At 47.3% G+C, this 20,512-nt stretch carries 19 protein-coding genes; 5 read left to right on the top strand and 14 right to left on the bottom strand.

The window, feature by feature from the left end:
- The first annotated feature begins 161 nt into the window (after positions 1 to 161).
- Both ACTQ16_RS11350 and ACTQ16_RS11345 read left to right on the top strand, forming a co-directional pair.
- Entirely contained in the window at positions 162 to 1,031 is an 870-nt protein-coding gene (locus ACTQ16_RS11350; RefSeq protein WP_441931841.1) for an aldose 1-epimerase family protein, read from the top strand.
- Positions 1,031 to 3,010 carry an OPT family oligopeptide transporter gene (locus ACTQ16_RS11345; protein WP_295345831.1) on the top strand — a complete coding sequence of 660 codons (1,980 nt, stop codon included), beginning with the start codon at positions 1,031 to 1,033 and terminating at the stop codon, positions 3,008 to 3,010. Before ACTQ16_RS11350 ends, ACTQ16_RS11345 begins: the two co-directional genes overlap by 1 nt.
- A 471-nt stretch (positions 3,011 to 3,481) precedes the next feature.
- Here the strand turns inward: ACTQ16_RS11345 and ACTQ16_RS11340 are convergent, their stop codons facing one another.
- From ACTQ16_RS11340 to ACTQ16_RS11315, 6 genes are all read right to left on the bottom strand, one after another.
- Positions 3,482 to 4,054: an L-threonylcarbamoyladenylate synthase gene (locus ACTQ16_RS11340; RefSeq protein ID WP_294969127.1), complete on the bottom strand. Its 573-nt coding sequence runs from the start codon at positions 4,052 to 4,054 to the stop codon at positions 3,482 to 3,484.
- Positions 4,055 to 4,143: 89 nt separating this feature from the next.
- Entirely contained in the window at positions 4,144 to 5,226 is a 1,083-nt protein-coding gene (fmt, locus tag ACTQ16_RS11335; protein WP_441931839.1) for a methionyl-tRNA formyltransferase, read from the bottom strand.
- A 107-nt stretch (positions 5,227 to 5,333) separates the two neighbouring features.
- On the bottom strand, positions 5,334 to 7,139 hold the full coding sequence (locus tag ACTQ16_RS11330; RefSeq protein WP_294969133.1) for a chloride channel protein: 1,806 nt from the start codon (positions 7,137 to 7,139) through the stop codon (positions 5,334 to 5,336).
- A gap of 94 nt (positions 7,140 to 7,233) precedes the next feature.
- The gene (locus ACTQ16_RS11325; protein WP_293629430.1) at positions 7,234 to 8,820 is read right to left on the bottom strand and encodes a peptide chain release factor 3; all 1,587 of its coding nucleotides are present in this window, start codon (positions 8,818 to 8,820) and stop codon (positions 7,234 to 7,236) included.
- 70 nt (positions 8,821 to 8,890) lie between these two features.
- Positions 8,891 to 9,445, bottom strand: coding sequence for a DUF4924 family protein (locus tag ACTQ16_RS11320; RefSeq protein ID WP_153125051.1), 555 nt, complete (start codon positions 9,443 to 9,445; stop codon positions 8,891 to 8,893).
- A gap of 69 nt (positions 9,446 to 9,514) precedes the next feature.
- Positions 9,515 to 10,192, bottom strand: coding sequence for a LysE family transporter (locus ACTQ16_RS11315; protein WP_294969137.1), 678 nt, complete (start codon positions 10,190 to 10,192; stop codon positions 9,515 to 9,517).
- Positions 10,193 to 10,354: 162 nt separating this feature from the next.
- On the opposite strand from ACTQ16_RS11315, the gene ACTQ16_RS11310 reads away from it, so the two are divergent.
- Positions 10,355 to 11,335: an ROK family protein gene (locus ACTQ16_RS11310; RefSeq protein ID WP_294969140.1), complete on the top strand. Its 981-nt coding sequence runs from the start codon at positions 10,355 to 10,357 to the stop codon at positions 11,333 to 11,335.
- 98 nt (positions 11,336 to 11,433) lie between these two features.
- Here the strand turns inward: ACTQ16_RS11310 and ACTQ16_RS11305 are convergent, their stop codons facing one another.
- The 7 genes from ACTQ16_RS11305 to trpD all read right to left on the bottom strand — a co-directional run bounded on the left by ACTQ16_RS11305 (position 11,434) and on the right by trpD (position 18,414).
- The gene (locus ACTQ16_RS11305; RefSeq protein ID WP_153125076.1) at positions 11,434 to 11,997 is read right to left on the bottom strand and encodes an anthranilate synthase component II; all 564 of its coding nucleotides are present in this window, start codon (positions 11,995 to 11,997) and stop codon (positions 11,434 to 11,436) included.
- Between the two features lie 75 nt (positions 11,998 to 12,072).
- Complete coding sequence (locus ACTQ16_RS11300) at positions 12,073 to 13,533, bottom strand: anthranilate synthase component I family protein (protein WP_441937472.1); 1,461 nt, start codon at positions 13,531 to 13,533, stop codon at positions 12,073 to 12,075.
- A gap of 27 nt (positions 13,534 to 13,560) precedes the next feature.
- Positions 13,561 to 14,760: a tryptophan synthase subunit beta gene (gene trpB, locus ACTQ16_RS11295; RefSeq protein ID WP_203040839.1), complete on the bottom strand. Its 1,200-nt coding sequence runs from the start codon at positions 14,758 to 14,760 to the stop codon at positions 13,561 to 13,563.
- A 99-nt stretch (positions 14,761 to 14,859) separates the two neighbouring features.
- Positions 14,860 to 15,636, bottom strand: coding sequence for a tryptophan synthase subunit alpha (trpA, locus tag ACTQ16_RS11290; RefSeq protein WP_441937471.1), 777 nt, complete (start codon positions 15,634 to 15,636; stop codon positions 14,860 to 14,862).
- Between the two features lie 44 nt (positions 15,637 to 15,680).
- Positions 15,681 to 16,301, bottom strand: coding sequence for a phosphoribosylanthranilate isomerase (locus ACTQ16_RS11285; protein ID WP_441937469.1), 621 nt, complete (start codon positions 16,299 to 16,301; stop codon positions 15,681 to 15,683).
- Between the two features lie 164 nt (positions 16,302 to 16,465).
- A complete protein-coding gene (trpC, locus tag ACTQ16_RS11280) occupies positions 16,466 to 17,272 on the bottom strand; it encodes an indole-3-glycerol phosphate synthase TrpC (RefSeq protein ID WP_218415677.1) in 807 nt (268 codons plus the stop codon).
- A 134-nt stretch (positions 17,273 to 17,406) separates the two neighbouring features.
- Positions 17,407 to 18,414, bottom strand: a complete 1,008-nt coding sequence (trpD, locus tag ACTQ16_RS11275) for an anthranilate phosphoribosyltransferase (protein WP_294969951.1) — start codon at positions 18,412 to 18,414, stop codon at positions 17,407 to 17,409.
- Between the two features lie 525 nt (positions 18,415 to 18,939).
- Between trpD and ACTQ16_RS11270 the strand changes: the two genes are divergently transcribed.
- Together ACTQ16_RS11270 and rpe are read left to right on the top strand one after the other, a co-directional pair.
- Complete coding sequence (locus ACTQ16_RS11270; RefSeq protein WP_256620870.1) at positions 18,940 to 19,068, top strand: hypothetical protein; 129 nt, start codon at positions 18,940 to 18,942, stop codon at positions 19,066 to 19,068.
- A gap of 44 nt (positions 19,069 to 19,112) precedes the next feature.
- On the top strand, positions 19,113 to 19,778 hold the full coding sequence (rpe, locus tag ACTQ16_RS11265) for a ribulose-phosphate 3-epimerase (protein ID WP_441937468.1): 666 nt from the start codon (positions 19,113 to 19,115) through the stop codon (positions 19,776 to 19,778).
- Here rpe and ACTQ16_RS11260 read toward each other — a convergent pair.
- Positions 19,775 to 20,371, bottom strand: a complete 597-nt coding sequence (locus ACTQ16_RS11260; RefSeq protein WP_294969958.1) for a sigma-70 family RNA polymerase sigma factor — start codon at positions 20,369 to 20,371, stop codon at positions 19,775 to 19,777. The genes rpe and ACTQ16_RS11260 overlap by 4 nt on opposite strands.
- Positions 20,372 to 20,512 lie beyond the last annotated feature (141 nt).

The raw sequence follows: 20,512 nt of genomic DNA, 5'->3' as shown, positions 1-20,512 counted from the left end.
AAATTGCAACACTAAGATAGGTGAAAAATCTGACATGGCAAAATCCTGAGCAACTTTTTGTTGCTCAGGAACTTATAAATAAAGTTAAATCAAAGTGTTGCGGAATTAAGGCAAAATAAGTCGACTCAATAATATTAACTAAACAATAAACGTTTGTAACTATGGAACAAATTAAAAACGATCAGCTCACTGTTGAGATTTCTTCTCTCGGTGCAGAACTTCAGAGCATCAAAGATGCAAATGGTAACGAATATCTCTGGGATGGTGACCCAGAATACTGGGGACGCCACTCTCCTCTCCTCTTCCCTATCGTAGGTGGATTGTGGAAGGATACCTACCGCATCGACGACAAGGAGTATACACAGCCTCGCCACGGCTTCGGAAAGCTCGTTGACTTCAAGCTCGTTGGCAAGACCGGCGACCGCCTTACCTTCGCATTCATTGACAACGAGGAGACCTTCAAGAACTATCCTTTCCACTTCAATCTCGCTGTTTCATATCGCCTTGCCGGCAACGAACTCCACGTTATCTGGCATGTTGAGAACACCGACGACAAGGTAATCTACTTCCAGATTGGCGGTCACCCTGCCTTCAAGGTGCCAGGATGCGAAAAGGGCGAAAAGCTGAAGGCTACCCTGAAGCTCGACAACGAGGCTCCTACCCGCCTCTTCGCTACCATCGGTGGATGCATTGACCCTAACGCACGCGAGACCGTACAGACCGACAACGGTATCCTGGAGGTAACAGACGAGTCGTTCGCTGATGATGCCTACATCTTCGACAAGAGCCAGGTGAAGCAGATTTCCCTGCTCAACGAGAAGGGCGAACCACACGTAACCGTAGAGTTCAAGACTCCTGCCGTTGGTGTATGGAATCCGGGCAACCACGCTCCATTCGTCTGCATCGAACCATGGTTCGGAACCTGCGACTGGGCTGAATATACCGGTGAATTCAAGGATAAGTACATGATGAACAGCCTGCAGCCAGGTGCCAGCTTCATGAGTGAATACATCATCAGAATTGAAAAGTAATGGAAGAAAAAGATAATTTGCAGCTCCCCGAGAACGCATTCCGCGAACTCAAGGACGGGGAGGAATATAAGCCGCTGATGTCGCCAGACAAAGTTTATCCGGAGGTGAACGGCTGGTCGGTAACATGGGGTATCGTGATGGCAATCATCTTCTCTGCTGCCGCAGCCTATCTGGGCTTGAAGGTAGGACAGGTGTTTGAAGCAGCCATCCCTATCGCCATCATCGCCGTAGGCGTAAGCACCGCCACCAAGCGAAGCAAGGCACTCGGCGAGAATGTCATCATCCAGAGCATCGGAGCCTGCTCGGGTGCAGTAGTGGCAGGAGCCATCTTTACCCTGCCAGCCATCTACATCCTGCAAGCGAAATATCCTGACATGACTACTTCATTTATGAAGATTTTCATGGCTTCAGCTTTGGGAGGTGTATTGGGAATTCTGTTCCTGATTCCTTTCCGCAAGTACTTCGTCAGCGATATGCACGGCAAGTATCCGTTCCCAGAGGCTACAGCCACCACACAGGTATTGGTGAGCGGTGCCAAGGGCGGCGATCAGGCTAAGCCTTTGCTCATTGCGGGTCTGGTAGGTGGTCTATATGACTTCATCGTGGCTAGTCTTGGCTGGTGGAACGAGAATTTCACCTCCCGTGTGGTAAGCCTGGGATGCGATCTCGCAGACAAGGCTAAAATCGTATTCAAGGTGAATACAGGTGCTGCCGTATTGGGTCTGGGATACATCATCGGATTGAAATACGCCTTCTTCACCTGCCTGGGTTCGCTCGTGGTATGGTGGTTGATCGTTCCGGGAATGAGTGTCATTTTTCATGACAGTGTGCTCAGCGCATGGGACCCTAGCATCGTGAAGACCGTGGGTGCGATGAGTCCGGAGGAAATCTTCCGTGCCTATGCCCGCAGCATCGGTATCGGAGGTATCGCCATGGCTGGTATCATCGGCATCATCAAGAGCTGGGGCATCATCAAGAGCGCCGTAGGCTTGGCTGCCAAGGAACTGAAGGGCAAGAGCGAGGTAGATGAAAACGTGAAGCGCACCCAGCGCGATATCTCTTTCAAGATTATTGCCATCGGTTCGCTCGTAACCATCCTCGTCACCTTCCTCTTCTTCTGGTTTGGCGTGATGGAGGGCAATCTGCTCTTCGCCATTATCGCCATCCTGCTCGTGGCTGTCATCGCCTTCCTCTTTACTACAGTGGCTGCCAATGCCATCGCCATCGTGGGTTCCAATCCTGTTTCGGGTATGACTCTGATGACGCTCATCTTCGCTTCCGTAGTGATGGTGGCAGTAGGTTTGAAGGGTCCTGGCGGTATGCTGGCTGCATTGATTATGGGTGGTGTGGTTTGCACAGCCCTGTCTGTAGCAGGCTCATTCATTACCGACTTGAAGATAGGTTACTGGCTGGGTACTACGCCTAAGAAGCAGGAGGGATGGAAGTTCCTCGGCACCCTGGTGAGTGCTGCTACCGTGGGCGGTGTGATGATGCTTCTGAACGAGACCTACGGTTTCGCATCGGGCTCTCTCGCAGCTCCTCAGGCTAATGCGATGGCTGCCGTCATCGACCCATTGATGAACGGTGTGGGTGCACCATGGGTGCTCTACGCCATCGGAGCTGTGATTGCCATCGTGCTCACATACTTCAAGATTCCAGCATTGGCTTTTGCCCTGGGTATGTTTATTCCATTGGAATTGAACGTTCCGCTGCTGGTAGGTGGTGCCATCAACTGGTATGTCACATCCCGCAGCAAGGACGCCAAGGTGAATGCTGAGCGTGGCGAAAAGGGTACGCTCATCGCCAGCGGTTTCATTGCCGGTGGAGCCTTGATGGGTGTTGTAAGCGCCCTGTTGAAGTTTGGTGGCATTGAGGCTAGCATCGCTGACAGCTGGTGGGTTAACCCAATGTCAGAGGTTTGCTCGCTCATCGCCTACATCTGTCTGATTGGCTTCTTCATCAGAGCCACAAAGAAATAACCTTTTTACTGACACTGACAGTTTAAAATTCCGAAGGTAGTAAAGAGTAAGAAGAAAAGTTATATTTATATATATTATATATATAAATATAAAATATAATTTAACATCCTTTCACCTTTAAAGAGTTACTAGCGGAAAATCGAACTGTCAGTGTCAGTGTCAGTAAACCAACTATGTTTAGAATAGAACTCTATACTTTTCTAACGCTAACTCTATGCTTTCTTATCAACAAAACGATGAGTTAGTTTCGTTAACATTTGTTTTTTTTGGATTTTGCTAAAAACACCCCCAAAACGGCACACCAAATTTGGCGGTTTCAAAAAAAAGCCATATCTTTGCACCAGTTTTGAAGAAGACGGCAGGACAAAGGAGAAGGCATAATACAAGAAGAAGACAGGGGCAAGAAAAGGGCATAAAAAGAGGGAACATTCGTGAAGAACATCCCCTTCTGACAGATATCTGAAAAGATTATTATCTGATTACCTTAACCTCACCGTTCTTACCTATCTTGACAATGCTGGATGGCTGATGAGGTTTGTGCTCCTGACGACGGGTCCAGCAGACATAATCTACAGCCTCGAGAATCTCAGGAGAGATATCGCGATAATTCTGGGCAGCAGGCTCACCACTCACATTGGCGCTGGTGCTGACGATTGGCTTCTGGAAACGGTAACAGAGCTGCTTGCTGAATGCCTCATAGGTGACGCGCATAGCCAGCGAACCATCCTCTGCAACAAGATTACTGGCAACGCCTGTGGCATCATCCAGGATGATGGTAGTAGGCTTCACCGGCATGGCTGCATCGATGAAATCCCAAGCCACCTGAGGAACATTACGGAAATAACGCGCCATGCGGTCGGCTGAATCAATGAGACAAATCAGCGCCTTGGAATCATCACGCTTCTTGATCTCATACACTTTCTTTACTGCCTCTGGATTGGTAGCATCGCAACCAATGCCCCAGACGGTATCTGTAGGATAGAGTATCACACCACCCTTGCGCATACACTCCACTGCCTTCTTAATATCTTCTTCTTGTGTCATATTACTTTGAACTTTTAACTTTGAACTTTGAGCTTTGAACTTGGAACTTTATGATTACCCTGCGAAGGGTGTTAACTCTCTAGAGAGCTTTACCACTCCTCTCCTGTCTCCTGAGCCTTCTGGCACTCATAATAGGCGATATCCTTCATGCCATTGAGGAATGCAGCGGCATCCATGCGCTTTTTGCCCGAAAGCTGGAGTTCCTCGATATTGAGCCAATGGTCGAGACATGCCACCTGCAACTTCTTCTCGAATACACGCAAGGAACCTACAGGGGCTACACCACGAGAAAACTCTGTGAGACTCGTCTTGAAAATCTTGAGCACCTGAATCTTGGCTGCACTCTTCTGCTGAGCAGGATGAGCGGTTGCCTCCGGCATTTCGCCATCAGCATCATCAAAGATGACAACAGGCGCCTTCTTCTTGATTTCGGTCCAAGAACCTGGATAAGGCGAGAGACCACGGACAAAATCATATACCTGCTTGGCTGGCTTGTGGAAGTCGATACGGCAGGTCTCCTTGAAAATCTTTGGTGCAGACTTCAGTTCCACACCCTCGCCTATCAGCTTCTCCTGAGGCATGGATTCGATATTGCCACCAGCTGCGATGAGCGCATCGATGGTTTCAAGCGCCAAATCGGCTCCCAAGTGCATCAGTCCGTCATAGACATATTCCACATCTGCACTCTCAGGAATAGGGAAACGCTTCTGCATGATGATGCGACCGGTATCGATATCATGGTCGAGGAAGAAAGTAGTAACTCCCGTCTCCTTCTCGCCATTGATGACTGCCCAGTTGATTGGGGCAGCTCCACGATACTGTGGCAGGAGTGCAGCATGAACATTGAAGGTGCCGAACTTAGGCATCGCCCAAACCACCTCAGGCAACATGCGGAAAGCCACTACCACCTGCAGGTCAGCCTGATAAGAGCGAAGCTGCTCTACAAACTCAGGGTCCTTCATCTTCACTGGCTGCAATACCGGCAAACCGTGCTCTACAGCATACTGCTTCACCTGCGAAGGCTGCAACGTATCCTGATGTCTGCCCACAGGCTTGTCTGGCTGAGTAACCACAGCCACTACATTATAACCGCCCTCTACCAGGCGCTTGAGGGATTCCACCGCAAACTCCGGGGTTCCCATGAAAACGATTCTTAAATCTTTCTTCTCCATAAAAATAATAATTGAAGTTTAAACCAGCAAAGCCGACGAATTAGCTTTCCCCTCGTCCGCCGAACATTGTTTCTTCACTCTTCGTTCTTCACTCTTCACTACTTACCCTATTCTGCCGACATATCCGCAACTATCTGGCGATATACCTCGTAAATCTTGGTTCTACTGATATATCCCTTCAGTATGCCGTTCACATCTACCACTGGCAGCTGGGCAGCATCGGTCTTGTCGAACTTGGCCATCACCTCGTCCATAGGCTCATTCTCGCTCAGGGTGGCAGAAGGCTGAATCATCAGCTGACTTACCTTAAAGTGATTATACAGTTCCGTGCGGAAGATGATATGACGGAGGCGGGTGATATCAATTACACCTTCCAATACCCCTGCATCGTTCAATACAGGCAGGAAGTTGTTGTTGCTTCTCGAAATCTCGCTCACCAGCTTGCTCATCGGCAGATCTGGACTGATGGCGTGGTAATCCTTCTCAACCATGCTCTGCATGCTCATCAGCGTAAGCGCAGAACGGTCTACGTGGTGAGTAAGCAGCTTGCCCTCCCTAGCCAGTCGCAGGGCGTAGATGCTATGACTCTCGAAGATGCTGATGGTGAGCAAGGAAGAGATGCACACGATCATCAGCGGCATGAAGAGCTGATAGCCGCCCGTGAGTTCGGCGATGAGGAAGATGCCCGTCAACGGAGCATGCATCACGCCCGTAATCAGACCAGCCATACCCATCAGCGCAAAGTTCTGCTCAGGCACATGAACGCCTACCTGATAGACATTCCACAGGCGGGCAAAGAGGAAGCCCGCAAATCCGCCGATAAAGAGCGAAGGGGCAAAGGTTCCACCGCAACCGCCACTACCATTGGTTGCCGAAGTGGCAAATACCTTGGTAAAGGTGACCAGAGCTATATAGAAGATGAGCAGATTGTCCTGACCAGAGAACAGCGAGCGGTTCATCACCTGCCCCCACTCTGCCTCGTTGCTGCCCTTGAGCAGGATATTCACTGCCGAATAGCCCTCGCCATAGAGCGATGGGAAGAAGAAGATGAGCGTGCTGAGGATGAGTCCACCAAACAGCAGTTTGGCGTATGGATACTGGCTCAGCTTGCCGAAGAATCCCTCGCAGATTGACATGGTGCGCATGAAATAGAGACTCACCAGTCCGCAGAAAACACCCAGCAGAATACATGCCGGAGTGCGGTCGAGCTCCCAGGGGTTAGTCAGCGTAAAGTCGAACAGCGAGCTGTCACCACTGAAGATATAGGTGAAACAGGTAGCCGTAACGCACGAAATCAGGATTGGCAGGAGCGATGCCATGCTCAAATCAACCATCAGCACCTCAAGCGTGAACACCAGTCCGGCTATCGGCGCCTTGAACACGCCGGCAATGGCGGCGCTGGCTCCACATCCCACCAGAAGCATCATCGTCTTCTTGTCCATCCGGAATATCTGGCCCAGGTTGGAACCGATGGCAGAACCGGTGAGCACAATAGGTGCCTCGGCTCCTACGGAACCGCCGAAACCGATGGTGATACCGGATGCCACCACTGACGACCAGCAATTATGTCCCTTGAGTCGGGAATTCTTGGTAGAGATGGCATAAAGCACTCTTGTAATACCATGCGAAATATTATCGCGCACCACATATTTGATAAATAGCGATGTGAGATAGATACCCACGATAGGGAACAGCAGGAAGAGCAGATTGTAAGTGCCCTGCTCGAACCCGGAAGTGAGCAAAAACTGTATCTCATGCACGATGGCATGCAAGAAGAAGCCTGCCACCGAAGCGAGCAGACCAATGAGGAAGGCGAGAATCAAGGTCATCTGCCTGTCGGAGATATGCTCCTTCTGCCAGGCAACCAGCTTCGCCATCCAGCCCTGTTTGTATCCTGTTAACTCTTCATCCATTTAACTTTTAACTTTAATCTTTGAACTTTGAACTTTATGATTACCAAGACAGCATATCAGAAAGTTCAATGTTTCAAGTTCAATGTTCAATGTACTAAAATTCCGATGTAAAGTGGAACTTGATATGTTCAAAGTCCTGCTGAGCCATACTCAATACGTAGCCAGAATCAGCGAGGAACACATCGCGGCCCTCGATATCCTTTGCCATATACTGATACTTGCGCTTCTTGAAGTTCTCCAGTTCCTTCTCGTCGTCTGCCTCAATCCAGCATGCCTTATGCAGGTGAACAGGCTCCCAGCGGCACTTGGCATTGTACTCGTTCTCCAAGCGATACTGGATAACCTCAAACTGAAGCTGACCCACGGTACCCACGATGCGGCGACCGTTGAACTGGTTGACGAACAACTGAGCCACACCCTCGTTCATGAGCTGCTCCAATCCCTTCTGGAACTGCTTGCTCTTCATTGGGTCATCATTCTCGATATACTTGAAGAGAAGTGGTGAGAACGATGGCAATCCACGGAAGTGAATCTTCTCGCCCTCGGTAAGGGTATCGCCAATCTTGAAGATGCCGTTGTCCGGCAAACCTACGATGTCGCCAGGATATGCCTCGTCGATGGTACTCTTGCGCTGCGCCATGAACTGGGTTGGCGAAGAGAAGCGCACGGTCTTGTCGAGACGCACGTGGTAATAAGGCTGATTGCGCACGAACTTACCTGAGCATATCTTGCAGAAGGCGATGCAGGAACGGTGGTTAGGGTCGATATTGGCGGTAATCTTGAAGATGAAACCGGTGAACTTAGGCTCCTCAGGCTCTACCAGGCGCTCCTCTGCCTGGGTTGGTTTTGGAGATGGGGCAATCTGAACGAAGCAGTCCAGAAGTTCCTGCACACCGAAGTTATTCAACGCTGAACCGAAGAATACCGGAGCAACCTCGGCAGAGCGATAGGTTTCCACATCAAACTCAGGGTAAACGCCATCTACCAGTTCCAGCTCCTCGCGCAACTGGCTAGCCTCGCGCTCGCCTACTCGCTCATCGAGTTCCTGAGACTGAATATCCACCTCAACCTTTTCTGTAACACGCTGCTTATTAGGTGTAAAAAGGTTGAGCTGATGCTCATAGATATTGTAAACACCCTTGAAGCGGGCGCCCTGACCGATAGGCCAAGACAATGGGCGTACATGAATCTTCAATTCCTCCTCCAGCTCATCGAGCACATCGAATGGGTCGCGACCTTCACGGTCCATCTTGTTGATGAAGATGATAACAGGAGTATTGCGCATACGGCACACTTCCATCAGCTTGCGGGTCTGAGCCTCCACACCCTTGGCAGAGTCTACCACGATGATGGCTGAATCTACTGCAGTAAGCGTGCGATAAGTATCCTCACAGAAGTCCTGGTGACCCGGAGTATCGAGGATATTCACCTTGTAAGGATCACCGGTCTGTCCATCAGGAAGATAGTCAAACTCCATGACGGAAGTAGAAACAGAGATGCCACGCTGTTTCTCGATATCCATCCAGTCGGAAGTAGCAGTCTTACGAATCTTATTATTTTTAACGGCACCAGCCACCTGAATCTGTCCACCGAAGAGCAGGAACTTCTCGGTCAAAGTTGTCTTACCGGCATCAGGGTGCGAAATGATGGCAAATGTTCTTCTTCTTTCAATCTCTTTCATCTGTTATATATCGTTATATATATATTATAAAATATGTATATCCTAAAAAGTAATCACGAAAAATTAATCACTACATGTCGTCGTCTTCGAACTTCAAGCCTTCAGTGCGGTCCTTGATGTAGTAATCGCTCAAAAGACCGACAAAGACGGTGATTTCCTTGATGGCACGCTCGGTTTCGGGCGTAATCGGCTTCTTCTGCAAGCGCAGCATCATCACACCATAGAGGGCATCGAGGCAGGTTTCTATCTCGTTGAGTTCCTTATCGCCACGGTTTCGAAGTTCTACGATGAACGGCAGAACCTTGTAGTATTCAGCATTGTAGATAGGGAACTTGCTGCTCTGGAGCAATCGGGCATGCAGGTCGATGACATCCTGCAGGAGCACTCGGTTGATATCGAGATGACCATACTCACGCTTGCCCTCCTCGTTCATCATGCGGATGAGGTTGCCAAACCAGTCTATCTCCTCGTCCTTCTGTTCAGGAGTGAAATCGAAACGCTCTATATAATTCTTCTTGATAACAGGCAGCGAGCAGCCGTAAGCACGGATGATATCCTCAATCTGCCACATATATAAGAGGTATTCAGCGATACTCTTCTTTCTTAATTCTTTTGCTACAAACATATACTTTGAACTCTTTACTTTGAACTTTATGATTTGCCTTCTTCTGTTTAAAGGTCTGTCTAAATTCTCCTAGAATTCAGGGAGATGGTAGAGATTGAACACCGTTCCCACCAATGCGATGAGCGAGAAGATGATAACCACGCTACCTATCACCTTATTAATAATAAGGATGCCATTGGTATCAAACTTGCCCCTGATCTTATCGATGAGCCAGGTGAGTCCGAACCACCACAGCAAAGCTCCGAAGACGATGCTCAGATAGCCCACACCCATCTCTATCGGCATATCGGGCACCACAAAGGCAAACTGTGCAAACGTAGCCATAAAGAGGAATACGATGAGCGGATTGCTGAGCGTAACCAGAAACGCAGTAATGCCGTTATGCAGAAGCGTGCCCTGCTTATTGCTCGACTTGTGCATATTCTTCATCGGATTGCTCTTGAAGCAATAAACACCGAATACCAGCAACAGGATACCTCCAAAAATCTGAAGATAGAACTTGTTCTGGGCGTTATTCACAAAGTCCATTACAAAACTCATACCGAGACCCGTAAAGAGCGCATAGACAATATCGCTCAAAGCGGCACCGATACCCGTAACGAAACCATACCAGCGCCCCTTGTTCAAAGTGCGCTGGATACATAAGATGCCAACGGGTCCCATTGGAGCCGAGGCAATCACGCCTATGATAATTCCCTTGAATATGAAATCAAGAATATTTATCTCTATTGGAAATGCTAAACTCATAACAGCTGGCAAAGATACAAAATTTCGAGCATATTCGACTATATTTCTAATAAAATATTCGCTTTTCACATTTTTTTATCGTATAAATCTTGTTTTTTTGGCTACTTTTATATATCTTTGCGTCATAATTTAACAACACTCTAACTAATTTTAAAGAATAACATGACTGAAAATGCAATGAAACCGTATGTTATCGGATTAGACCTCGGTGGTACTAACTCTGTTTTCGGCATCGTAGATGCACGTGGAGAAATCAAAGCTACAACAGCTATTAAAACTGGGGGCTATGATAATGTAGACGACTATGTAAAGGCTGCAACAGAAGCGCTCATGCCTGTAATCGATACCGTTGGTGGTCTCGATAAGATCAAGGCTATGGGTATCGGTGCACCTAATGGCAATTATTATAATGGAACTATCGAATTTGCTCCAAACCTGCCTTGGGCTCATGATGGCGTTGTGCCATTGGCTGATCTCTTCAGCAAGGCTCTCGGTGGCATTCCTGTTGCTTTGACCAATGATGCCAACGCTGCTGCTCTCGGCGAGATGACTTATGGCGTGGCTCGCGGTATGAAGAACTTCATCGATATCACGCTCGGTACTGGTGTGGGTTCTGGTATCGTCATCAACGGTCAGATGGTTTACGGAAGCGATGGTTTCGCTGGCGAGTTGGGTCACGTAATCATGGTTCCTGGTGAGGAAGGTCGTCCATGTGGCTGCGGCCGCAAGGGTTGCCTGGAGGCATACTGCTCTGCTACCGGTGTAGCTCGCACTGCCCGTGAATTCCTTCAGAAGACTAATGAGCCTTCATTGCTCCGCGATATGAAGCCAGAAGATATTACTTCATACGACGTAAGTGTGGCTGCAGGCAAGGGTGATGCTTTGGCTAAGAGCATCTACGACTTCACAGGCAAGATGCTGGGTGAGGCTTGTGCTAACTTCGCAGCATTCTCTGCTCCTGAGGCATTCGTATTCTTCGGTGGTCTGACCAAGGCTGGCGATCTCCTGATGAAGCCTGTAAAGGAAGCTTACGACAAGACCGTATTGAAGATTTACAAGGGCAAGGCTAAGTTCCTTGTTTCTACCCTCGATGGTAGCTCAGCTGCTGTACTTGGTGCAAGCGCTGTGGGTTGGGAATTGTAGAATTTTATAATATAACACTTAGGTCATCATCTGTTTTTAAGATGGAAAAAGCTTGGCACTCGTGAGAGCGTCAAGCTTTTACTTTTTTATATATCCTACTAGTCAAACAACCAGTTCTTGACAATGGTCTTTCCTTCCGGCGTCAACACGCTCTCGGGATGGAACTGGATGCCGTGAATATCATAATTCTTATGCTTCAATCCCATGATGCAACCATCATCGCTCACGGCGGTTACATCCAGACACTCTGGAAATCCGGTACGGTCTACCACCCATGAATGGTATCTGCCTATCTCTATACGTTTATCCATACCGCGGAAAATCGGGTCGTTGCCGAACTGTGTACAGGGTGTTGCCACTCCATGATAAACCTCAGAGAGATTGGTCAACTTGGCACCAAACGCCTCGCCGATAGCCTGATGACCCAGACAGACGCCCAGCATCGGCTTGATGCCCGCATACTTCTTGATGACATCCATAAGCAAACCCGCCTCGGATGGGATTCCCGGACCCGGACTCAATATAATCTTATCGAATGGCTCCAGCTCGCGCAACTGGAACTGGTCATTGCGATAAACCGTAACTTCTGCTCCCAACTCCTTCACCAGATGTGCCAGATTATAGGTGAAGGAATCGTAATTATCTATGATTACTACTTTCATCTTCATTATTTATTATTGATTATTTATTAGTGATTATTCCTCACTAATCATTAATCACTACTCACTAATCACTACCTAAAGCTTCTCTGCAATATGTATCGCCTTGGTCAATGCACCCAACTTGTTATTACACTCTTCCAGCTCATACTGGTCGTTGCTCTTCGCCACTACTCCACTTCCTGCCTGGAACCAGAGTTCGCCATTTCGGCTGATGAAGGTTCGGATAACGATAGCTTGATTCAAATCACCATTCAAGCCGATGAAACCGATACAGCCACCGTAGGCTCCACGGTTATGAGGCTCCAGTTCGGAGATAATCTGCATCGCCCTTACCTTTGGAGCACCGCTCAGGGTACCGGCAGGGAAGGTATCGATAAACTCCTTGATATGGTCGGCATCCTGATCCAGGGTTCCGCTCACACGGCTCACCAGGTGGATGACGTGGCTATAGAACTGCATATCTTTATAGAAATCTACCTTCACACCATGGCAGTTGCGGCTCAGGTCATTGCGCGCCAAATCTACCAGCATCACGTGCTCGGCATTCTCCTTCGGGTCGTTGCGGAGGAATTCGGCAGCCTTTCTATCCTGCTCCATATCGCCCGTACGCTTGGTGGTTCCGGCAATAGGGTCGATAAACGCCTTGTCGCCAACGATGCGGTTGTGGGTTTCCGGTGAAGAACCGAAGATACGGAATCCTCCGAAATCGAAATAAAAGAGATATGGCGATGGGTTGATGCTGCGCAGGGCACGATAGAGCTTGAAGTCATCGCCCTCGTATTTCTGGATGAAGCGACGGCTGACAACAATCTGGAAGACATCACCACGCAGACAGTGCTGGATGCACTTGCGGATGTTCTCCTTATGCTCCTCATCAGTTAGGGTAGAAAATGTTTCGCCCACTGGATGGAAATCATAAGGCTTCACATTCGCCTTGTTCACGGCCTTGAGCAGGGCATCGAGCTCAGGAAGTGAAGAGTGAGATTCTTCACTCTTCACTCTTCGTTCTTCACTCTCTTGAAGCGCAATCAACTCCATCGTATTGTTGAAGTGGTCGAAAACGATGATATCCTTATACATTATATAATAGATATCCGGAGCATCGTTCTTCTCCATCGTAGTATCCTTTACCGGGATATTCTCGAAATATCTCACAGCATTGAAGGTGGTGAAACCATACAAGCCGCAGAAGTCCTTGCTCTCACCTTCTACATGAAAACTCTTGATGAAATCATTGATTGACTTGGAGATGGCGAGCTTGCACTGCTCGCCCTTTCCTTCGCCGAAAGCAGGGAGCGTTTCCTTTTCTACGCTGCCGTCAGGATAGGTCTTGATCACCTCGCCATGGCTCACGGCGATACTTGCCAACGGATGAACACCGATGAAGGATCTGGAGTTCTCGGAACCATGATAGTCGGAACTCTCCATCAGAGCCGACTGGGGATAAATATCTCTCAATCGCATATAGACTCCCACCGGCGTATAGAGGTCAGCAAGAATCTTGCGGGTTACTGTCTTATAATTAAACTTTGCCATTTTTCTCTTATTGATTGAAATATTGCTTTAGAAATTGCCATATTCTCCTGCCATTTCCTTATGGCTCAAATACGTCTCCACATCCTTGTCGCCACGGCCTGAAACGGTCAGGACAACGACATCGTCCTTCTTGAACTTCATCTTCTTCAAGGCTGCCACTGCATGTGCGCTCTCGATGGCTGGGATGATACCCTCCATGCGGGTCAACTCATAACCGGCATAGATAGCCTCATCGTCCTTGATGGCAAGCACATGACTTCTTCCACGAGTAGCAAGGTCGGCGTGCATAGGTCCGATGCCTGGGTAATCCAAACCGGCACTGATGGTGAAGGCTTCCTCAATCTGACCATCCTCTGTCTGCATCACCAGGGTGCGGGCACCGTGGATGATTCCCTCTGTTCCGCAATGCATGGTGGCAGCGGTATAGTTGGTATCGATGCCATGACCGGCAGCCTCAGCCAGATAAATCTGAACACGATCATCATCGATGTAATGATAGATGGTACCTGCAGCATTGCTTCCGCCACCCACGCAGGCGATGAGGTAATCAGGATAATCGCGACCAATCTTCTCCTCCAACTGCCATTTCAGTTCCTCAGAGATGACGCTCTGCATCTTTGCCACAATATCTGGGTAAGGATGCGGCCCCATGGTGGAACCTACGATGTAGAAGGTATCCTGTGGGTGACAGCACCAGTCGCGGATGGCCTCAGAGCAGGCATCGCTCAGGGTCATATTACCTGTGCGAACAGGGTTTACCTTGGCACCCAGCATCTTCATACGTTCCACGTTGGTATGCTGGCGCTCTACATCGGTGGCACCCATGAAGATTTCGCACTTCATATCCATCAGGGCGCAGACGGTGGCAGTAGCAACGCCATGCTGTCCGGCACCAGTCTCGGCGATGATACGGGTCTTGCCCATCTTCTTTGCCATCAGAATCTGACCAATGGTGTTATTGATTTTGTGTGCACCGGTATGGTTCAGGTCCTCACGCTTCAGATAGAGCTGGCAGCCATACTTCTCGCTCATGCGCTTGGCATAATAGAGAGGTGAAGGACGGCCCACGTAATCCTTGAGCAGGGCATAGTATTCTTTCTTGAACTCCTCGCTCTCGATGATAGGCTTGTAAGCCTGCTGGAGTTCAGTTACACACTTATATAATATTTCAGGAACGTAAGCTCCTCCGAATTTTCCAAAAAATCCTTTATCGTCAACTTGATACATAATACTTTAAACTTTGAATTTTGAACTTTGAATTTTGAACTTTGAATTTTGAACTTGGAACTTTATGATTACCAAGACAGCATATCATAAAGTTCAATGTTAATGTTTGAGTGCCTCGAAGAGTTCATCCAGAGCTTTGTCTGGATCCATTGTTTCATTGAGCAAAGTCACGAACTTGCTGCCGATGATGGCACCAGCTGCGTTATCCTGCGCACTGGTAAGGGTCTGCTTGTTGCTGATACCGAAACCGATCATGCGTGGGTTGCGGAGGTTCATGCTGTTGATATGGTTGAAGTAAGCGAGCTTGGCATCACCGAAGTTGCTCTGGGCACCCGTGATGCTGGCGGAACTAACCATATAGATGAAGCCATCGGTATGCTCATCGATGAAGCGGATGCGCTCCTCGCTGGTTTCCGGAGTAATCATCATGATGACACGGATATCGTACTTGTCTGCTATCGGCTTCACCACCTTCAGATAATCATCAAAAGGAAGATCAGGAATGATGGTTCCGCTGACTCCGCTCTCTACGCAACTCTTGAAGAACTCCTCGATGCCATAGTGCATGATAGGGTTGAGATAACCCATCAGTACCAATGGAAGTTGGACTTCATCCTTGATAGCCTTCAACTGGCAGAAGAGCTTCTTCACGGTCATTCCGTTCTTCAAGGCCTTGGTTCCTGCGCTCTGAATCACAGGACCATCAGCCAACGGATCGCTGAAAGGGATTCCTACCTCAATCATGTCGATGCCCTTACGTTCCATCGCCTTAATCACATCGCCGGTGCCTTCCAAGGTTGGGCAGCCAGCACAGAAATACAAGCTCAAAAGCTTGCGGTCTTTATTGTTTGAAAATAATACATTTATCTTGTTCATTTTTTAAACTTTTTATCTTTTTACTTTTTTACCTTTTTACTTTTTTACCTTTTTACTTTTAAAAGGAATTTCCTAAGTTTCTCCACATCCTTCACCCCAGGTTCTATCTCAAACCTGGAGTTGAGGTCAATACCTACGCATTTTGGATGATGGAAAGAATGAACGCGGGAAACATCCTCCGGACCAATGCCACCACTCAATAGGAATGGAACATCGCCATCATATTCATCGAGAACTTGCCAATCAAACTGCTGACCACTTCCACCCACCGTTTTACATTTGGTGTCGAAAAGGAAGTAGTCAACAGCGCCTACATACTCCTTATATTTCTGAATATCCCCGGCATCAGAAACACTGATGGCTTTGATTATCTTAATCTCCCCGTTGGATTCACGCAGCTGTTCGCAAACTTCCCAGCTCTCGCCGCCATGCAGTTGCACCGCATTCAGGGAAAAGGAATGAATCCTATCCACCATATCCGGAATGGAATCATTCACGAAAACTCCCACTCTGCAAACCTTCCGGTCAGAGTCCGAGCGATCCACCGCCTGGCTAACATATCGTGGAGACTTAGGATAGAAAATGAATCCCATCATGTCTACGCCGAGTTGCGCAACCTGCTCTATATTCATAGGTTCACGCATTCCACAAACCTTTACTAACATTATATTATTATTTATGATTCTAAAGCTTTTGCCCTTACAGGGCGCATTACTGACGGCTATCTATACCCAGGGCGTTGCCCTGAGCTAGGAGCTTCTGCCCTTTACCTTTCCCTTCGGCCGGTGACCGTTGGTTCAGGGCGTAGGGAGCAAAACTTGCGTAAATCCTATAATTTAGAAATGAATTCAGCAAGCGCAATTCCCGGGTCAGCCTGCTTCATGAACTGTTCACCCATCAGGAAGCCACGGAAACCGCCTTCTTCTCTTAATCGGCGAACGGTCAGCGGATTGGAGATTCCACTCTCACTCACCCTGCATACATTCTTCGGAAGTTTCTCTGCCAAGCGGAAGCTATTCTCAACATCCGTAACGAAGGTACCCAGGTTGCGGTTGTTGATTCCATACATATCCGGCTCCAGCTCCGCATACTCGAAGTCTCGCTCGTTATGCATCTCCAGCAGCACCTCCATCCCCAGCTGGTGAGCCATGTTCATCAGCCGCTTGCATTCTTCCTTACTGAGGCAAGCCGCAATGAGTAATACAGCAGAAGCACCGCAATATCTAGCCTGCAAGAGCTGATATTCCTCGATGACGAAGTTCTTATATAATATAGGTATAGAAACACCCACATGGCGCGCCTCCTGGATATACTCATCATAACCACCGAAGTAATCGATATCGGTAAGGATACTCAGGGCAGAAGCTCCATTCTTCTGGTAGCTCAAAGGAATGATGCTAGGCTTGCCTTCCTCCTTGATCCACCCCTTACTTGGCGATTTGCGCTTGAACTCGGCGATGATTCCTGTCTCAGAATTCACCAGCGCCTCCTTCATACTTCCTCCCATCACCTTTCCCCCATTCTCCTGCATCTTCTGCTCGGTGAGGGTTATCATCTGGCGAGGCTGGATAAAGCGCTTGCGCTGCTCTATCTCAATCCTCTTATGTGCCACTATCTCTTCTAATATATCAGCCATTTTTTCAACTTTGAACTTTTAACCTTGAACTTTGAACTTTATGATTACCTATCCTCCCTGAAAAACAGAAACAGGAATCAAGTCGCCCTCTGGGCCACCGTTGAATCCGATTCCACCGGATTTTCCCCCAGTTTTTAGTCTCTATTCAGCTCCACGAACTTCTTGAATGTAGCTAGCGCCTTACCGGAGTCGATGCTTTCTCTAGCTATCTCCACGCATTCCTCGATGCTCTTCAGTCCCTTCTCCATCACCTGGATTCCAAAGGCAGCATTAGCCAGAACGATGTTCTTCTGAGCAGGAAGCGCACGGTTTTCTAGTACTGCATCGAAGATATCCTTAGCTTCTTCCTCAGTAGCTCCACCTCTTACCTCTTCCGGTTTAGCCAAATCAAAACCGAGATCCTGTGGCTTGAAAATCTTTTCATAGTTATTGGTGGTTACCTTGAAATCGCTGGTCAATGAAATCTCATCATAACCGTCAATGCTGTTCACGATTCCGAAATCAATACCTATCTTCTGAAAAACCTGATTGTAAAGGCGCATCTGATCCAGATTGGCAACACCCAGGAGCTGACATTTAGGCTGACTAGGATTAACCAAAGGACCCAGGAGATTGAACACCGTAGGGAACTGCAAAGACTTGCGGATAGGACCCACAAACTTCATTGCCTTGGCAAAAAGCTGAGCATGGAGATAAACAATACCCGCCTCATTGATGCTGCGGTTCAACTTGTCCATATCGTCAGTAAACTGCACACCGTGATTCTTGATCACGTTAGAAGCTCCACTCACGGAAGTTGCTGCATAGTTGCCATGCTTAGCCACCTTATAACCGGCACCGGCAATCACAAAGCAGGAAGTGGTTGAGATATTGAAAGTATTCTTTCGGTCGCCACCTGTACCTACAACATCAATATAGCGGTCGCAATCCAGGACGGCAGGTACACCAGTAGCCAAAATACCATCACGGAAGCCGAGCAACTCATCCACCGTAACGCCACGCATCTGCAAACCAGTAAGCAAAGCGGTAATCTGTTCCTCAGGAAACTCGCTCTTTGTAATACCGATGATAATATCCTTGGTTTCCTCACGAGTCAACTCTTCATGATTCAACATTCTGTTCAAGATATTCTTCATTTCCATAATCATTATCTCCTATCTGTTTATCTATTTTATATTAATACTCACTATCTGAAAAATACGATACAGTACTTTAGAATATAGAAAAAGGACCTGTCGTAAGTTACGGCAGGCCCTTAGTATCTTAGGATTCATATCCATACACGGGTTCGCGACTCACGACTTTTTAAATCTTGAGTTACGCCACCACCATGCTGAAGATACGAATGAATTCATCATAATTGTATTGTATTTTATTTTTTTTACTTTATTATCATAGTCACTATAACTATTCGTTTGCAAAAGTACACTTTTTCTTTTAAATAACAAATTATTTATCAGAAAATTTAGGTATTTAACAGAAAAAAGTTAGTTTTCATACACATTTCAACATAAAAAGTTTTCATATACCTTATTATATATAGAAGAAAATGCACCGAATAGGCAGGCAAAAGAAAAAAATAGAGAAAAAAAATGCATGGAAATATAATAAAGCCAAACGCACATCGTTATTAATTAAGAATAGAATAATCATTTAATAATACGCCTATGAAGCATTTATTTACTTCGGAAAAAAAGAGACCGTCTGCCAAGACTATCTATTTCATCAAGAAGCTGGCATACACCTATCGGGCATTCGATAAAGATGAATCCCAGCAGGCGTATTATGTCAACTAGAATTCAAACGACCCAAGGGTCATAAAACATCAATCTCAATAAAGATGAAAACAATAATATCACCTTCAATCCTCTCTGCCAATTTCATTGACTTGAAGAGCGATGTAGAAATGATCAACAAGAGTGAAGCAGACTGGCTCCATATGGACATTATGGACGGTGTCTTCGTACCAAACATTTCCTTCGGATTCCCTGTCCTTGAAGCTGTAGCCAAAGTCTGCACCAAACCACTGGATGTTCACTTCATGATTGTTCACCCGGAACAGTATATCGAACAGACTGCCAAGACGGGCGCAATGATGATGAACGTTCACTATGAGGCTTGCACCCACCTGCACCGTACCATCCAGCAGATTCATGCTGCAGGAATGAAAGCGGGTGTCACACTGAATCCTTCCACACCCGTAAGCGTATTGGAAGATATCATCTGTGATGTAGACATGGTACTTCTGATGAGTGTGAACCCGGGCTTCGGAGGACAGAAGTTTATCGAAAACACCATCAAGAAGGTTCAGCGCCTCCGCAAGCTGATCAAGGAATGCGGAAGCCATGCCCTCATAGAGGTAGACGGTGGCGTACAAGCAGAAACGGCTCCACGACTCGTAAAAGCCGGAGTCAACGTTCTGGTGAGCGGAAGTTATGTATTCAAGAGTACAGACCCATGCTCCATCATCCATGAAATGAAAGAACTGAAACAGCTGGACGACTAATCCAGCTGCAAGCAGATATGGTGCTCCTTAGCCATACGACGCAGGTTAAGGAGCGCATAGCGCATTCTGCCCAGACTGGTATTGATACTGACATTGGTTGTTTCGGCAATTTCCTTGAAAGACATTTGCTGATAATATCGCATATAGACCACTTCACGCTGATTGGCAGGCAGATACATCATGAGTTTCTGAACATCATCCAACACCTGGTTTCTAATCATTTCGCGCTCAGCAAAACTATCAAGGATAGAATCACCGCGAAGGCTGGACAAGTCGTTGTTCTCACCCTGATCTATCATACGGAAATGACCCTGTTCACGATAGCCGTCAATGATTACATTATGAGCGATACGCATGAGCCAAGAGCTGAACTTACCGCTTGTGGAATACAAACGGTTCTGCAACTTGACGATGGCCTTGACAAATGTTTCCTGAAAGATATCGTTTGCCAATTGCTCATCATGTACCACAAACATAATATATGAGAAAAGCTTCACCTCATTGCGTGAAAGCAAAAGGTCAAAAGCCTTGTTGTTGCCTTCGACATAAGCCAAAGCCAACTCCTCATCTGTCATTTCTTCGAGTATTCTCATTTTCTTAATTATTTTGTATTAAGTAAATGTCCAATCTATAGGCTATCTCCTTATTTATTGTATTATAAATGTTAATTATCGCTACAAAGGTAGCAATTAATTTTTATTTAACAAAGAAAAACCGGTTATTTTTCATAAAAA

This window comes from Prevotella sp. LCP21S3_D2 (assembly GCF_052118345.1).
Lineage (GTDB): Bacteria > Bacteroidota > Bacteroidia > Bacteroidales > Bacteroidaceae > Prevotella.
Note: the sequence above shows the minus strand (reverse complement) of the source record. Positions and strands in the feature narration are given on the sequence as shown.

Excerpts from the sequence above, each read along its gene's own strand:
- ACTQ16_RS11350 (WP_441931841.1), top strand. The coding sequence starts at position 162 with ATGGAACAAATTAAAAACGATCAGCTCACTGTTGAGATTTCTTCTCTC.
- ACTQ16_RS11345 (WP_295345831.1), top strand. The coding sequence starts at position 1,031 with ATGGAAGAAAAAGATAATTTGCAGCTCCCCGAGAACGCATTCCGCGAA.
- ACTQ16_RS11340 (WP_294969127.1), bottom strand. The coding sequence starts at position 4,054 with ATGACACAAGAAGAAGATATTAAGAAGGCAGTGGAGTGTATGCGCAAG.
- fmt (WP_441931839.1), bottom strand. The coding sequence starts at position 5,226 with ATGGAGAAGAAAGATTTAAGAATCGTTTTCATGGGAACCCCGGAGTTT.
- ACTQ16_RS11330 (WP_294969133.1), bottom strand. The coding sequence starts at position 7,139 with ATGGATGAAGAGTTAACAGGATACAAACAGGGCTGGATGGCGAAGCTG.
- ACTQ16_RS11325 (WP_293629430.1), bottom strand. The coding sequence starts at position 8,820 with ATGAAAGAGATTGAAAGAAGAAGAACATTTGCCATCATTTCGCACCCT.
- ACTQ16_RS11320 (WP_153125051.1), bottom strand. The coding sequence starts at position 9,445 with ATGTTTGTAGCAAAAGAATTAAGAAAGAAGAGTATCGCTGAATACCTC.
- ACTQ16_RS11315 (WP_294969137.1), bottom strand. The coding sequence starts at position 10,192 with ATGAGTTTAGCATTTCCAATAGAGATAAATATTCTTGATTTCATATTC.
- ACTQ16_RS11310 (WP_294969140.1), top strand. The coding sequence starts at position 10,355 with ATGACTGAAAATGCAATGAAACCGTATGTTATCGGATTAGACCTCGGT.
- ACTQ16_RS11305 (WP_153125076.1), bottom strand. The coding sequence starts at position 11,997 with ATGAAAGTAGTAATCATAGATAATTACGATTCCTTCACCTATAATCTG.
- ACTQ16_RS11300 (WP_441937472.1), bottom strand. The coding sequence starts at position 13,533 with ATGGCAAAGTTTAATTATAAGACAGTAACCCGCAAGATTCTTGCTGAC.
- trpB (WP_203040839.1), bottom strand. The coding sequence starts at position 14,760 with ATGTATCAAGTTGACGATAAAGGATTTTTTGGAAAATTCGGAGGAGCT.
- trpA (WP_441937471.1), bottom strand. The coding sequence starts at position 15,636 with ATGAACAAGATAAATGTATTATTTTCAAACAATAAAGACCGCAAGCTT.
- ACTQ16_RS11285 (WP_441937469.1), bottom strand. The coding sequence starts at position 16,301 with ATGTTAGTAAAGGTTTGTGGAATGCGTGAACCTATGAATATAGAGCAG.
- trpC (WP_218415677.1), bottom strand. The coding sequence starts at position 17,272 with ATGGCTGATATATTAGAAGAGATAGTGGCACATAAGAGGATTGAGATA.
- trpD (WP_294969951.1), bottom strand. The coding sequence starts at position 18,414 with ATGGAAATGAAGAATATCTTGAACAGAATGTTGAATCATGAAGAGTTG.
- ACTQ16_RS11270 (WP_256620870.1), top strand. The coding sequence starts at position 18,940 with ATGAAGCATTTATTTACTTCGGAAAAAAAGAGACCGTCTGCCAAGACT.
- rpe (WP_441937468.1), top strand. The coding sequence starts at position 19,113 with ATGAAAACAATAATATCACCTTCAATCCTCTCTGCCAATTTCATTGAC.
- ACTQ16_RS11260 (WP_294969958.1), bottom strand. The coding sequence starts at position 20,371 with ATGAGAATACTCGAAGAAATGACAGATGAGGAGTTGGCTTTGGCTTAT.